Below are 14,472 nucleotides of genomic sequence, written 5' to 3' on the forward strand. Positions count from 1 at the left end.
CCATGTCGTTCCATGTCGTAGCTCAGGTGAGCGACATTCCGGTCGGGCAGCGCAAGCTGGTGGAGGTCAAGGGCCGCGAGGTCGTGATCTTCAACCACGAGGGCGAGTTCTTCGCCGTTCTCAACCGCTGCCCCCATCAGGGCGGACGGCTCTGCGATGGCCTGTTGACCGTCGCCATTACCTCCAACGAACCGGGGCATTACGAGTATATCCCGGAGCGGCAGGTTATCCGTTGCCCCTGGCATGCCTGGGAATTCGATATCCGCACCGGCAAGTCCTGGTGCGAGCCGGACCGGGTGAAAGTGCGCACTTACAAGACCGAAGTGCTGCCCGGCACCAAGCTCGTGCGGGGCGAATACACCGCCGAAATCTTCCCGGTGAAGACCGAGAACGACTACATCCTGATCGACGCCTGAACCGAGAAAAACTGATTATGAACGCGGCAAATCCATCTCAGGCGCTTGAACATGCCTTCGCGGTGCTCCGTGAGAACGACCGGGGCACCTATACCGTGCCGACCAAGGGTCTCTACCCCTTCCAGTGGAACTGGGACTCGTGCCTGACCGCCCTCGGCCTCGCCGAACTGGACGAGGATCGGGCCTGGACCGAGATCGAGACGCTGTTCGCCCATCAATGGCCGGACGGCATGATCCCGCACATCGTCTTCCATGTGCCTTCGGATACCTATTTCCCCGGACCCAATGTCTGGGGCACCAATCGGCCGACGTCGACCTCGGGCATCACCCAGCCGGCCGTTGCAGGCTTTGCGGCGAAGCGGCTTTTCGATCGCGCCAAGGACAAGGCGATGGCGGCCGACCGTTGCCGCGCGCTGCTGCCCAAGATCGACGCCTGGCATCGCTGGTTCTATGAAAACCGCGATCCGCATGGCGAAGGGCTGGTTGCCATTCTCCATCCCTGGGAAGCCGGGCGCGACAATTCGGTGGATTGGGACGAAGCGCTGGCCCAGGTGCCGACGACCGGCATCGCGCCCTATACGCGGCGCGACACGGACCACGCCAACCCCGCCCATCGCCCGACCAAGGCGCAGTACGACGCCTATATGTGGCTGGTGGAGCATTTCCGTGCGCTCGGCTGGGACAATTCCAGGCTCCACGACGCTTCGCCATTCCAGGTGATCGACCCGGCGTTCAACGCCATCCTCATCCGCGCCTGCACGGATCTGGCGGCACTCGCGGATGAGCTTGGCGAGGCCGAGATTGCCGCGCGCAATAGCGCCTGGGCACAGCGTGCGCTCCCTGCCCTCGATACGCTCTGGAGTGCCGAGAGCGGGCGTTATCTCGCGCGGAACCGCGTCACCGGCAAGCTGATCGACAGTCAGTCTATCGGTGGGCTGCTGCCGGTTTTCGCGCCGATCCCGGCCGCCCGCTGCCACGCCATTGCCGAGCACGTGCAGGGGCTGCTCAAGGTGCTGAACTACATCGTCCCCTCCCATGACATCGGCACGGCGGGCTTCGAGCCGCAGCGCTATTGGCGTGGGCCGGTATGGCTGGTCACCAATTACATGATCGCCGATGGCCTGCGGAATGCGGGTGAGCTGGCCGTGGCCGACCGCATCGCGCGGTCCAGCCTCGAGCTCATCACCAAATCGGGCTTTGCCGAATATTACGATCCCAAGACCGGCGAGCCGCTGGGCGGCGGACGGTTCACTTGGACGGCGGCCATGGTCATTGAGTTCCTGCGCGCGCAGGAAGCCGAACTGGCCTGACGGATTTATTCCGGCGCTTCGATGGAAGCGCCGGAAATCCTAGTTGATGTCGGGGATGCTGATCGGCGCCGGCAGCGGGCACTTTTCGATATCGGCGAGAAGCTCAAGCATTCCGGTCACTTCGCGCTCGGCGATCAGACGGCCCTTCTCGGCCGTAGCCTTCGAGGCGTCGCCGACCGTGCCGGAGGCGTTGAGATCACTGGAAATCCAGGAATAGGCGTGGCTGCCGGTCGGGCGCAGATGGGTGAACTGCACCTCGTCGCGCGCGGCAATCGATTGGAAGTTGGCCAGCTTTTCGGCGCGCACGAGTTCGGGGCGGAAATACATCATCATCGAGGTTTCGAAGTCGCCGCCGTGAATGCCGTGGCGGCGCTCGACATCGGGCAGCAGCCCATCCGGCGGCGGAAACTTGCTCCAGCCGGATTTAACGACGAGCATGTTGGCCCGCACGCGCAGTTCGCGCGTCACGATGCCCATCACCTCTTCATTGCCACCGTGCGAGTTAATGACCAGCAGCTTCCTGACACCGGCCCGCGCCACCGAGAGCCCGATGGCGACCCAGGAGTCGATGAGGCTATGAACGTCGTGGGTCAGCGTGCCGCGCGCCCAGAGGTGTTCGTTGGATTTGCCGACTTCCTGTATCGGCAGCACCCGCACATCCATGCTCTCGGGCAGACGCGGCCGCAGCAGGTCGAGACAGCCGGCATTGAGCATGACATCGGTGCCCAGAGGCAAATGCGGGCCGTGCTGCTCGACCGCGGCAATCGGCAAAACTGCAATCGTTTTCAGCGGATCGATGCCTTCGAACTCGTCGGCACGGAATTCCGTCCACCAGAACTTTCGGGTCATCTCAAGCCCCCTGCTCCGGCCCCGCGGCCACGACTTCGATCTCGACCACGAATTCCGGGCGCGTAAAGCCGCCGACGATCATCAGGGTCGAAGCCGGATAAGGCGCCGAAAACAGGGAGTTTCGCACATCCATGTAGCCAGCCATGTGCTCGCGGCCGGTGACGAAAGCATTGATGCGCACGACGTGCTCCAGCCCCAATCCTGCCTCCGCGAGGATGGCGGCGACGTTGCCGAAGCAGATGCGCGCCTGCCCGGCACTATCGGCCGGGACGTTGCCATCGGCATCGATGCCGAGCTGGCCCGAGCAAAATACGAGCTGCTGCCCGGAGGGCACCGCAATTCCGTGGCTGTAGGGGGCGAACGGGGGCGCAATGGCCGCCGGAGACAGTGGTTTCATTGCGCTTTTGACCTCACGTCGGGGCTGCATCGTAGTCAAATTTAAAACGGTTGCAATACTGAATTTCGTACATTTTGTCGGCATTTCCCTGACTTTTCTGTTTTCAAGGCGATGAAAACCGACAAGGTTTAGGGACCGCCGGGAGAGCGGAAGGACCGCGCAGTTATTTCCGCGCGCGGCTGAGAGGGAAGACACAATGAGACATGCAGTCAACCTGGCCGCTGCGGCCACGATTCTGGCAAGCGCGCTTTCGGGCACGGCGCTGGCGCAGGACAAGGTTACCTTCGGCACCAACTGGCTGGCCCAGGCCGAGCATGGTGGTTTCTACCAAGCGCTCGCCGATGGCACCTATGCCAAGTACGGCCTCGACGTCACCATCCGCCAGGGCGGACCGCAGGTGCCGAACGGCCAGTTGCTCACCGCCGGGCAGATCGATTTCTACATGGGCGGCATGTCGACCATCGACGCGGCGCGCCAGGGCATGCCGAACGTCACGGTCGCCGCCATGTTCCAGAAGTCGCCGCAGATCCTGATGTCGCATCCGGATGCCGGCTTCACGGACCTGGCGAGCCTCGCCGGCGCCAGCAAGATCATCATGGGCAAGGACAGCTTCTTTGCCGGCTACTGGCCGTGGATGCGCTCGAACTTCAAGGGGTTCAGCGATGACATGTACGAGCCCTATACCTTCAACCCTGCTCCGTTCATCGCCGACGACAAGTCGGTGCAGCAGGGCTACCTGACCGCCGAGCCTTTCGAGATCGAGAAGCAAGCCGGCTGGGCGCCGCAGGTGTTCCTGATCGCCGATTTCGGCTACCAGCCCTATTCGACCACAATCGAGACCCGCCAGGACATGGTGGCGGACAAGCCCGACCTGGTTCAGCGCTTCGTGGATGCCAGCACCATCGGCTGGTACAACTATCTCTATGGCGACAACACGGCCGCCAACGACCTGATCAAGAAAGACAATCCCGAGATGACCGATGAGCAGCTGGCCTACGCCACTGCCAAGATGAAGGAATACGGGATCCTGGTGTCGGGCGACGCTGAAGCCCACGGCATCGGTTGCATGACCGACGCGCACTGGAAGGATTTCTACGACGGCATGATCAAGGCCGGCGTCTACGAGGCCGGTATCGACCTCTCAAAGGCCTACACCACCCAGTTCGTCTGCAAGGACGTGGGCAAGGATCTGGTCAAGAACTGACAACACGCTTGACGGTGGGCGCGGACAATCGTGTTCGCGCCCCTTTTTGTTATCGGAAATCGTCCATTGACCGATCTGTCGTACAAGACCAGAGCGCCTGAGGCGGGCAGCGAGCAGCGGCCCGTCGTCACCATGCGCGACGTCAGCAAAGTATTCTCCAATGGCACGCTCGCCCTCAAGGGCATGTCGCTGGACGTGCAGAGCGGCGAATTCATCTCCCTGCTCGGCCCCTCCGGCTGCGGCAAGTCGACGGCCCTGCGCATCATCGCCGGGCTCGGCGCGCCCTCCTCCGGCCAGGTGGCCTGGCCGAGCTCGAAGATCAACAGCAAGGGCCTGCCCGAAGGCGATGTCGGCTTCGTCTTCCAGGAGCCGACGCTGATGCCGTGGTCCACGGTCTTCGGCAATGTCTATCTGCCGTTGAAGCTCCGTGGCGTTTCCAAGGCCGATGCGCGTGACGCCGTCATGCAGCAATTGGCCAATGTCGGCCTCGCCGATTTCGCCAAGGCCTATCCGCGCGAACTTTCCGGCGGCATGAAGATGCGCGTCTCGATCGCGCGTGCCCTCGTCACCCAGCCCAAGCTGCTGCTGATGGACGAGCCCTTCGCGGCGCTCGACGAAATCACCCGGCAGAAGCTCAACGACGACGTGCTCGATCTTTGGACCCGCACCCGCGTGACGGTGATCTTCGTGACGCACTCGGTGTTCGAATCCGCCTATCTCTCCAATCGCATTGTGGTGATGCGGGCGCGGCCGGGTCAGGTCTATACGGACCTCCCCATCGCGCAGCCGGAAACCCGCGACGCGGATTATCGCGTATCTGAATTCTATCGCGCCAACTGCCAGACCGTCTCGGACGCCCTGCAGCGCGCCATCCAGTCGGCGGAGAGCTGAAATGGCTGACATCACCCGCGCCGTCAGCAGCGAACAGGGCACCGACAGCGCCGCGATCATCGCGCCGCCGCGCGTGTCCAGCAACGAGAAGCTGCTGCGTTTCATCGTGCCCATCGGGGCACTGCTGGTTTTCGTGCTGCTTTGGCAGGCTTTCGTGAGCCTGCGCGGCATTCCCACCTACATCCTGCCGGGTCCGATCGACGCCATCGGGGCGCTGTTCAAGGATTCCGGCACGCTCTGGCCCGCCCTCTGGGTGACGCTGCGCATCACCTTCATGGCGCTCGGCGTCGCGCTGCTCGGCGGCGTGGTGCTGGCGATCATCATCGTGCAGTCCAAGTGGCTGGAGCTGGCGCTGTTCCCGTTCACCGTCATCCTGCAGGTGACCCCGATCATCGCCATCGCGCCGCTGATCCTCATCTATGCGCCCGATACGCAGACGGCGCTGATGATCTGCGCCTTCCTCGTGGCGTTCTTCCCGATCCTCTCCAACATGGTGCAGGGTCTCAAGAGCGTGGACCATAACCTGCTCAACCTCTTCGAGCTTTATGGCGCCAAGGGCTGGCAGACGCTGTTCTTCCTCAAGATCCCGGCCTCGATGCCCTACTTCATGGCGGGCCTGCGGATTGCCGGCGGTCTCTCGCTGATCGCGGCCGTGGTGGCCGAGTTCGCGGCGGGTTCGGCCGGACAGGGTTCGGGCCTCGCCTTCCGCCTGTTGGAGAGCCAGTATCGCCTCAACCTGCCGCGCATGTTTGCCGCGCTCATCATGCTTTGCGGCACGGGCATCGCCATCTACGCGCTGACCTCGTTCGTGGCCTGGCTGACGCTGCATCGCTGGCACGAAAGCGCCATCCGGCGCGAGAACTAGCCAGTGGCCGCCAGCGCAGCATCCTGGGCCGGCGACAGCGTTGTGCTGCTCAACGCCCGCCTGCCCGACGCCGCCCGCGGGCTGGCGTCCGGCAAGGTGCAATTAGCCAATATCAGGACTGTCGATGGCAAGGTGATTGCCATCGGCGCCGACGTGACGCCGGAGCCCGGCGAGGCCAGCCACGATTGCCGGGGCGGCCTCGTAGTGCCGGCCTTTGTCGACGTGCATACGCATCTCGACAAAGGGCACATCTGGACGCGGACCGAGAACCCGGACGGCAGTTTCATGGGCGCGTTGCGCTCGGTTGGCGCTGACCGGCAGGCGCATTGGTCGGCCGAGGATATCGAGCGCCGTACGGATTTTGCGCTGCGCTGTGCGTTTGCCCATGGCACGGCGGCGATCCGCACGCATCTCGATAGCGATCCCGCGCAGCGGGTAGTGAGTTGGCCGATCTTCGACAAGGTGCGCGACGCCTGGCGAGGTCGGATCGAATTGCAGCCCGTCGCGCTGATCGGGCCGGACAGCATGTGCGACCTGGAGGAAGTGCGGGCGGTTGCGCGCTGGATCAAGCCGTTTGGCGGCGTCCTCGGTGGCGCGATTGCCAACCATCCCGACGCGCGGACGGCAATGGCTAATGTCGTGAAAGCGGCTGACGAGTTCGGACTGGATATCGACGTGCATTGCGACGAGACGCTCGATCCCGAAGCAAGCTCGCTGCTTTATCTGGCCGAGGCCATTCTGGAAGCCAGGTACGAGGGGCGCGCGCAGGCGGGCCATTGCTGTTCGCTGGCGACCCAATCTGCGGACGTCGCGGCTCGGACCATCGACAAGGTTGCCGAAGCAGCGGTGGCGGTTGTCTCGCTGCCGCTCTGCAACATGTATCTTCAGGATCGCCAGCCGGAGGGCGCTGTGCGTACGCCGCGCCTGCGGGGCATCACGCTGGTCAAGGAACTCAAGGCGGCCGGCTGTACCTTGTCGGTGGCCTCGGACAATACCCGCGACCCCTTCTATGCCTATGGCGATCTCGACATGGTGGAAGTGTTTCGCGAAACCGCACGTATCGCCCAGATCGACCACCCGAGCGATGACGCCTGGGACTGGCTGCGCGCGCTGACCGCCCTGCCCGCGGCCTCGGCCCGTTTCGCCTATGACGGCACCATCGCTGTCGGCCACGCGGCCGATCTCGTCATCCAGCGCGCCCGGTCGTGGAGCGAACTGCACAGCCGCCCGCAGGCGGACCGGATCGTGGTCCGGTCCGGGCGGGCGATCGACACTACCATGCCCGACTATTCCGAACTCGACGGCCTCATCGGAGCCCCATCATGAGCATCGCCAATTTCCGCGCCGACCTTGGCGACATTCCGGTTGAAGACCGTCCGCGCCTAGTGCAACAGCGCAGCCGCGACCATTACTGGTATTCGCCGATCCTGAAGGAAAAGCTCGAAAACGTCACCGCCGAGATCGTCGTCTCGCCGCGCTCGGTCGAGGAGGTGAAGACCGTGCTGGCAGCGGCTTACCGGCACAACGTCGCCATCACGCCGCGCGGCGCGGGCACGGGCAACTACGGCCAGGCCATGCCGCTGGCCGGCGGCGCTATGCTCAACCTCATGAACATGGATAAGGTGATCGAGATCAAGCCGGATCGCGTGCGCGCGCAGGCCGGCGCGGTGATGGAGCATATCGACCAGCAGACCCGGGCTGCCGTCGGCGGCGAGCTGCGCTTCCATCCCTCGACCTATCGCATGGCCAGCATCGGCGGGTTCGTCGCGGGCGGCTCGGCGGGCGTGGGTTCGATCCGCTGGGCGGGGCTGCGGGCGTTCGGCAATATTCTGGGCCTGAAGGTCATCACCTGCGAGGAGACACCGCGCGAGCTGGATCTGGTGGGCAAGGACATCCTCAAGGTCGCCCATGCCTATGGCACCAACGGCATCATCGTCGAAGTCGAGATGCCGCTGACGCAGAGCTACGACTGGGTCGACGTGATGGTCGGGTTCGACGACTATCTCGACGCCTGCCGCTTTGCCGAGGCCGTGGGGCATCAGGATGGGCTGCTGGTCAAGGAAGTCGCCGCCTGCGCCGCGCCGATCCCCGAGACCTATTTCACCCGCCACAAGACCTATGTGCGGCCCGACCAGTCGGCGGTGCTGCTGATGGTGGCGCCGGTGGCGGTCGTGCCGATGATGGTGTTCATCGATCACCACAAGGGCGAGGTGCTCTATCGCTCCGATACCGCGAGCGAGGAAGAGCGCAAGCGCCTGCCGCCTATTTATGAGCTGGCGTGGAACCACACGACGCTGCGGGCGCTCAAGGTCGATCCGACCATCACTTACCTCCAGACCCGCTATCCGAGCGTGGCGCATATCAAGACCATCATGGATATCCTCGGCGACGAGCTGCCCATGCATGTCGAAGTGGCGCGGCAGGATGGCAAGGTGGCCTTCGCCGGCCTGCCCATGGTGCGCTACACCAGCGAGGAGCGGCTCGAGGAGATCATCCGCATCCACGAGGAGAATGGCTGCGCGGTCTTCAACCCGCACCGCTATACGCTCGAGGAAGGCGGCATGAAGCGGACGGACAAGGCTCAGCTCGATTTCAAGCGCGAGGCCGATCCGCTCGGCATCCTCAACCCCGGCAAGATGATCGCCTGGAACGACCCGGATTTCGACTTCGAATCCGGCCGCATCTGGCTGTTCAGCGGCCTGGCACCTGCGGGGGCCTGATGCGCGTCCACATCGTCCACGCCCATCCGGTCGAGACCAGCTATAACCGCGCGCTTTTCGATGCCGTGATCCAGGAGGCGCGAAGCGCTGGCCATGAGGTCGATCCGCTCAACCTCTACGATGCCGGGTTCGACGCTGTGCTCAGCCGACAGGAACGGCTCAACTACCACGACCTTGCGGTCAACCTGACCGACGAGATCAAGCCCTATGCCGACCGGTTGCTGGCGGCAGAGGTGCTGATCTTCATCCATCCGGTCTGGAACTACGGCTATCCGGCTATTCTAAAAGGATATTTCGATCGGGTATTCCTGCCGGGCGTGTCGTTCTACATGGACGGCGAGGGCGACAAGGGCATTCCCAAGGCCAACTTCAAGCACATCAAGAAGGTGATCTACATCACCACCTATGGCGGCAATCGCTGGCGCACCTGGCTCATGGGCGACCCACCTCGCCGCGTCGCCAAGCGCTGGGCCTGGGTGACGTTCCGCACACCGAAGCCACCGACTTACCTCGCGCTCTACGACATGAACAACAATACGCAGAGCCAGCTGACGGCGTTCATAGGCAAGGTGCGGCAGGCGATCAGGGACCTTGGCCGGCGGTAGAATCGGTTGCTGCGAAGCGGCTTCGCGGAAAATTCATGCTTTTTCCGCAACCAAGTTGGCAGACTTGCACCGCAAGCCATTGATTTTGCTAAGTGTGACTGGTCGTACGCGGCTCCAAATCGTTAAATTTTGACTCAATTTCGACCAATGTTTTGCGATCTTTCGCGGATTTTGCAGCGATATTCGCGACTTTTGGCGTATCTTTTTGATCCCCTTTCTTCGGAATTGGGCGGCTTCGATCGCGGCGTTTCCATTCTAACCCAGCCGGACGGGACGGGGATAAGTCGGCTTGGGGCGATTGAACCAGTTCGGCTCAGGGGGCGTTCAGGCTAGAGCGCAACCGAACGGACACCCCCAGAACCATGCAGAGCAAGCTTATCCACGACGCCGAAGGTCAGCAGACCTATGCCATCATTCTCGCGACCGGAGACGAAGTCACCGCGTGCCTGACGGCCTTCGCCAGGGAGGCCGGACTACAGGCGGCGAGCTTCAAGGCGATCGGGGCGTTCAAGAGCGCCAGGCTGGCGTTCTTCGACTGGGAAGCGAAGGAATACCTGCCGATTGCGGTGGACGAGCAGGTCGAGGTCGCCTCACTGACGGGCGACGTGGCAATCGGGCCGGACGACAAGCCGGCGCTGCACATCCATGCAGTGCTCGGCCGCCGCGACGGATCGGCGGTGGCTGGTCATCTGCTCTCGGCCGAGGTGAGGCCGACGCTGGAGGTGATTCTGACGGAGTCACCTGAATATCTGCGTAAAAAGCTCGATCCCAATGTGGGTTTGGCGCTGATCAAGCCGGAATTGTGAGCTTTCGGCGAGTCTAGTCAAAGCAGACCTCGATGAGGATGGAGCGTCGCCGACGAGCCGGCCGATGGTTGCATCTGCGTGCATTGGCTCACCGCCCTGCCCCTTACCGCGGCAATCTTTTTCCTCCCCTGCTTCGACTTTAGACGAAACGGCCTGCGCGCTCGATTGACATCTATGCGGAATTAGAATTGTGATTAGGTCATAATTCTAAGATCGGATGAATGATGGAGCTCAAGCCGCTCGAATCCTTTCTGGCCGTGATGTCCACCGGGAGCATTACCGGGGCGGCGCGCGTGCTTGGCCGGTCGCAGCCGGTGGTGACGCGCCATATCCAGGAACTCGAGACGGAGATCGGCTTCGACCTCTTCCGCCGCAACGGGCCGCGCATCTCGCCGACCGAGCGCGGGCTTCGCTTCCATACGGAAGTCGAGCGGCTCATGACGGGCCTCAACCAGCTTTCCGAGCGTGCCGCGGCCATTGCCGGCTCGGCGCCGCTGGCCATCGAGATCGCTGCGATCCCGGCGCTGGCGGCGGGTCTCGTGCCCAAGGCGCTGGCCATGGTCGAGGAGCCGTTGCAGCCGGCGACGATGCATGTGCGTTCGGCGCCGGCCGAGCAGGTGGTGCAATCGGTGATCGCGCGTAATGCCGATATCGGGATAGCCAGCCTGCCGCTCGACCATCCGGGCCTCGACATTCACCGCCTCTATCGTTCGGCCTGCGTCGTGGCGCTGGCGGCCGATCATCCTCTGGCCGGCAAGGACGTCGTGCAGCTGCGCGATCTCACCGGAATGACGATGATCGGCATGGCCAACCCCTTCCGCCTGCGCCATCGCGTCGACCAGGCATTGCGTGAAGCGGGGCTCGAGCCCAAGCGGATGATCGACACCAATGCGACGGTCACCGCCCTGCAACTGGCGCGACATACGCGCGGCGCGGCGATTATCGAGCCGATGACCGCCTATGGCCTGCCTGTCGAAGGGGTGGCAGTGCGACCGCTCGACGTCGACATTCCGTTTCTCTGGGGCGTGGTGACGGCGCTGCACGCGCCGCTTTCGGCGACGGCCCAGGCCCTGCTCCAGCACCTCGACACCGTCGCGCGCCAGCTGCTGCCCGACATCAAGATCTATGACGCCGCCGACACCGCCTCGCTCGCCGAGGCGCTCTACGGCGCAGCCCAGTAAGCGAGGTTCCATGACGTTCCGCTCCGCAGGCCTGCCTGCCCTCGAAGCCCGATTGAAGGACGACCTCAGCCTGCTGGAGCTGCCGAGCAAGAGCTGGGTGCCGCCCCGCTTCCATGACGGCAGCCGCGTGCGTGACGTCGTGGTGGTGGGCGGGGGCATGTGCGGGCTCGTGGCGCTGGCCAGCCTGCAATTGCTGGGTATCGACAATATTGTGGCCTATGACCGCGCGCCGGAGGGGCGCGAGGGGCCGTGGGTGACGTTTGCGCGGATGCGCACGCTGCGTTCGCCCAAACAATTGACGGGACCGGCGCTCGGGCAGCCCGCGCTGACGTTCCGCGCCTGGTACGAAGCGCAGTTCGGGCGGGACGAATGGGCCCGGCTCGACAAGATTCCCCGCACGATGTGGATGGATTACCTGGTCTGGTATCGCAAGGTGCTCGACCTGCCGATCGAGAACGGCACGCGGGTGCTGGAAATCCGGGCCATCGAGGACGATCTGCTGGCAGTGGACATCGAGCGGCTTGCGAATGGTGAGCGCGAGACGGTGTTTGCGCGGCGCGTCGTGCTGGCTACCGGGCGGGACGGGCTTGGGGCGCCGTTCGTTCCGGCTTTCGCCAGGAGCGTCGATCGCCGGTTCTGGGCGCATTCGGCCGATGCCATCGACTTCGCCGCCCTGCGGGGCAAGCGCGTCGCCGTGATCGGCGCAGGCGCTTCGGCAATGGATAATGCGGCAACGGCACTCGAGACGGGCGCCGGATCGGTGGACATGTTCGTGCGCCGCAAGGATCTGCCGCGCATCAACAAGTTCACCGGGATTTCCAGCCAGGGCGTGGTCAACGGCTTCATCGGCCTGCCCGACGAGTGGAAGTGGAAGTTCCTGCACCACACGCTGGGCGCGCAGACGCCGCCGCCGCGCGATTCCACGCTGCGCGTGTCGCAGCACGAGAATGCGCGCTTCCATCTGGGCAGCCCCATCACCGACCTGCGGCAGGTCGGCGACCATGTGGTGCTGACGACGCCGCGCGGGCAGTATCCGATGGATTTCGTGATCTTCGCGACGGGCTTCAACGTGTCGCTGGAGACGCGGGCGGAGCTGGCGAGCTTTGCCGGCAACATCGCCTACTGGACGGACCGCTTCGCGCCCGATGCAGGGCTCGAAAGCGAGGAACTGGCGACTTCGCCCTATCTCGGCCCCTCGTTCGAGTTCCAGGAGAAGGTGGCCGGCAGGACGCCGGGCCTCGAGCATATCCACTCGTTCAATTACCCGGCCACGCTCAGCCACGGCAAGCTTTCCGGCGACATTCCCGCCGTCAGCGACGGGGCACAGCGGCTCGCCAAGGGCATTGCCAAGAGCCTCTTCGTCGAGGACCGGGGCACCCATTTCGACAACCTCAAGGCCTACGAAACGCCCGAACTGCAGGGCGACGAATGGACCGACTACGAAGCGACCGCCCAGGAGAAAAGCGCATGAAAACCATCCATCTCAACGGCGCAGACTTCGTCTACGACATTGCCGGGGAAGAGCATGAGGACACGATCATCGTGCTCCACGGCGGGCGCGGGATCGGCGACCATCGCGGCGACTTCCAGGCCTTCGCGCCGCTGACCGACCATTATCGCGTCATCGCCTATGACCAGCGCGGGTGCGGGGAAAGCTCGCTCACGCCGCCCTATACGTTCGAGCAGTTCGCCGACGACCTGGAGGCGTTCCGTCAGCATTTCCTGGGCGATCGAAAGCTCATCCTCATCGGCGGCTCGTTCGGCGGCATGATCGCGCTCACCTATGCGGTCAAGTATGGCGACAAGCTCAGCCACCTCATCCTGCGCGGCACGGCGGCCAGCCATCACCACGAGGCCGAGGCGATCGAGAACTTCAACGCACGCATCCACAAGGCGACGTCGGCCTCGATCGGCATGGTGGACAAGATGTTCTCGGACAAGGTCGTGGACGACACCGAGCTGCGCCTCATCTGGCTGGCGCTGCAGCCGCTGTATTTCGAGAAACTCGACCCCGACGCGGCGCTCGAAAAGACGCGCACGATGCAGCTCCATGCCGAGACGCACAACGCGCTCTTCAAGGACAAGAGCTACGACCTGCTCGACAAGCTGCCGGGCATCAAGGTGCCGACCTTCGTCGTGTGCGGGGGGAGCGACTGGATCTGCCCGCCGTCGCAGTCGCGCATCATCGCCGATACCGTGCCGGGTGCCGAATATCTCGAAGTGCCGGGGGCGAACCATCCGGTGCATCACGAGAAGCCCGAAATCGTGCTGCCGGCCATCCGCGACTTCATCGCGCGGAGGCGTGGATGATCCGATTTGCACTCGGCAAGCTGGCTGAGGCAGCCATAGCCGTCTGGGGCGTGGTGACGATCGTGTTTTTCGTCTCGCGCGTGCTGGGCGACCCGGCCGTGCTGCTGCTGCCGCTTGGCGCGAGCGAAACCGAGCTCAACGCGCTGCGGTCCTCGCTCGGGCTCGACCAGCCTATCCTTGTGCAATATTTCAACAGCATGGGCGCGGTGCTGCGCGGGGACTTCGGCATGTCCTTCCAGCACATGCGCCCTGCCCTCGATGTCGTGCTCGAACGCATGCCGGCCACGGCGATCCTCGCCTTCGCCGCGCTGGTGCTGGGCGTGCTGATCGGCGCGGTCGCCGGCACGATCGCCGCGCTCAACCGCGGCAAGCTGGCCGAACTCATCGTCATGACGGCAGCCCTGCTCGGGCAGGCGACGCCGGTCTTCTGGCTTGGCCTCATGATGATCCTTTTCTTCTCGGTGCAGTTGGGCTGGCTGCCTTCGGCGGGCTCGGGGACGTGGGCGCACCTGGTGCTGCCGGCCGTCACGCTCGCCGTGTTCGTTTCCGCATCCATTGCGCGGCTGCTGCGCTCCTCGCTGCTCGAAATCCTGGGCGAGGACTATGTGCGCACGGCGCGCGCCAAGGGCCTGCTGCCCCAGACCATCTTCACCTGGCACGTTGCGCGCAACGCCCTCATCCCCGTGGTCACCATGATCGGCATCATCGCCGGCGAACTGCTTGGCGGGTCGGTGGTGACCGAGACCGTCTTCGGCTGGCCGGGCGTCGGCCGTCTCATCGTGCAGGCCATCCAGAACCAGGACTTTCCCGTGATCCAGGCCGGTGTCGCCGTCGTGGCCATCATCTTCGTGTTCATCAATCTCGCCATCGACCTGCTCTATGGCGTGCTTGATCCACGCATCCGGCGCGAGCGCTGAG

Annotated in this window: 15 protein-coding genes; 13 read left to right on the forward strand and 2 right to left on the reverse strand. The window is 64.0% G+C overall.

Annotated features, from left to right (window positions below; genetic code table 11):
- The first annotated feature begins 2 nt into the window (after positions 1–2).
- On the forward strand, positions 3–416 hold the full coding sequence (locus tag JNE37_RS19695) for a Rieske (2Fe-2S) protein (protein WP_203064508.1): 414 nt from the start codon (positions 3–5) through the stop codon (positions 414–416).
- 17 nt (positions 417–433) lie between these two features.
- Positions 434–1,726: an amylo-alpha-1,6-glucosidase gene (locus JNE37_RS19700; RefSeq protein WP_203064510.1), complete on the forward strand. Its 1,293-nt coding sequence runs from the start codon at positions 434–436 to the stop codon at positions 1,724–1,726.
- 39 nt (positions 1,727–1,765) lie between these two features.
- Here the strand turns inward: JNE37_RS19700 and JNE37_RS19705 are convergent, their stop codons facing one another.
- A complete protein-coding gene (locus tag JNE37_RS19705) occupies positions 1,766–2,575 on the reverse strand; it encodes a creatininase family protein (RefSeq protein ID WP_203064512.1) in 810 nt (269 codons plus the stop codon).
- Between the two features lies 1 nt (position 2,576).
- Positions 2,577–2,972, reverse strand: a complete 396-nt coding sequence (locus JNE37_RS19710) for a RidA family protein (RefSeq protein WP_203064514.1) — start codon at positions 2,970–2,972, stop codon at positions 2,577–2,579.
- A 196-nt stretch (positions 2,973–3,168) separates the two neighbouring features.
- Between JNE37_RS19710 and JNE37_RS19715 the strand changes: the two genes are divergently transcribed.
- The 11 genes from JNE37_RS19715 to JNE37_RS19765 all read left to right on the forward strand — a co-directional run bounded on the left by JNE37_RS19715 (position 3,169) and on the right by JNE37_RS19765 (position 14,471).
- Complete coding sequence (locus JNE37_RS19715; RefSeq protein WP_052152463.1) at positions 3,169–4,176, forward strand: ABC transporter substrate-binding protein; 1,008 nt, start codon at positions 3,169–3,171, stop codon at positions 4,174–4,176.
- A 132-nt stretch (positions 4,177–4,308) separates the two neighbouring features.
- Positions 4,309–5,067 carry an ABC transporter ATP-binding protein gene (locus JNE37_RS19720; RefSeq protein WP_081840861.1) on the forward strand — a complete coding sequence of 253 codons (759 nt, stop codon included), beginning with the start codon at positions 4,309–4,311 and terminating at the stop codon, positions 5,065–5,067.
- Between the two features lies 1 nt (position 5,068).
- Positions 5,069–5,932: an ABC transporter permease gene (locus JNE37_RS19725; protein WP_203064516.1), complete on the forward strand. Its 864-nt coding sequence runs from the start codon at positions 5,069–5,071 to the stop codon at positions 5,930–5,932.
- 3 nt (positions 5,933–5,935) lie between these two features.
- Positions 5,936–7,258: a cytosine deaminase gene (locus JNE37_RS19730; protein ID WP_203064518.1), complete on the forward strand. Its 1,323-nt coding sequence runs from the start codon at positions 5,936–5,938 to the stop codon at positions 7,256–7,258.
- Complete coding sequence (locus JNE37_RS19735) at positions 7,252–8,652, forward strand: FAD-binding oxidoreductase (protein WP_379125337.1); 1,401 nt, start codon at positions 7,252–7,254, stop codon at positions 8,650–8,652. Before JNE37_RS19730 ends, JNE37_RS19735 begins: the two co-directional genes overlap by 7 nt.
- Entirely contained in the window at positions 8,652–9,257 is a 606-nt protein-coding gene (locus JNE37_RS19740; RefSeq protein WP_203064527.1) for an NAD(P)H-dependent oxidoreductase, read from the forward strand. The genes JNE37_RS19735 and JNE37_RS19740 overlap by 1 nt, the downstream gene beginning before the upstream one ends.
- 362 nt (positions 9,258–9,619) lie before the next feature.
- A complete protein-coding gene (locus JNE37_RS19745) occupies positions 9,620–10,063 on the forward strand; it encodes a PPC domain-containing DNA-binding protein (protein ID WP_203064528.1) in 444 nt (147 codons plus the stop codon).
- Between the two features lie 221 nt (positions 10,064–10,284).
- Complete coding sequence (locus JNE37_RS19750; RefSeq protein ID WP_035038677.1) at positions 10,285–11,244, forward strand: LysR family transcriptional regulator; 960 nt, start codon at positions 10,285–10,287, stop codon at positions 11,242–11,244.
- A 10-nt stretch (positions 11,245–11,254) separates the two neighbouring features.
- Positions 11,255–12,715, forward strand: a complete 1,461-nt coding sequence (locus JNE37_RS19755) for a SidA/IucD/PvdA family monooxygenase (protein ID WP_203064529.1) — start codon at positions 11,255–11,257, stop codon at positions 12,713–12,715.
- Positions 12,712–13,554, forward strand: a complete 843-nt coding sequence (locus JNE37_RS19760) for an alpha/beta fold hydrolase (protein WP_203064530.1) — start codon at positions 12,712–12,714, stop codon at positions 13,552–13,554. The genes JNE37_RS19755 and JNE37_RS19760 overlap by 4 nt, the downstream gene beginning before the upstream one ends.
- Positions 13,551–14,471 carry an ABC transporter permease gene (locus tag JNE37_RS19765; RefSeq protein ID WP_035038673.1) on the forward strand — a complete coding sequence of 307 codons (921 nt, stop codon included), beginning with the start codon at positions 13,551–13,553 and terminating at the stop codon, positions 14,469–14,471. The genes JNE37_RS19760 and JNE37_RS19765 overlap by 4 nt, the downstream gene beginning before the upstream one ends.
- Position 14,472 lies beyond the last annotated feature (1 nt).

It is taken from the genome of Paradevosia shaoguanensis, assembly GCF_016801025.1.
Taxonomy (GTDB): Bacteria; Pseudomonadota; Alphaproteobacteria; order Rhizobiales; family Devosiaceae; genus Paradevosia; species Paradevosia shaoguanensis.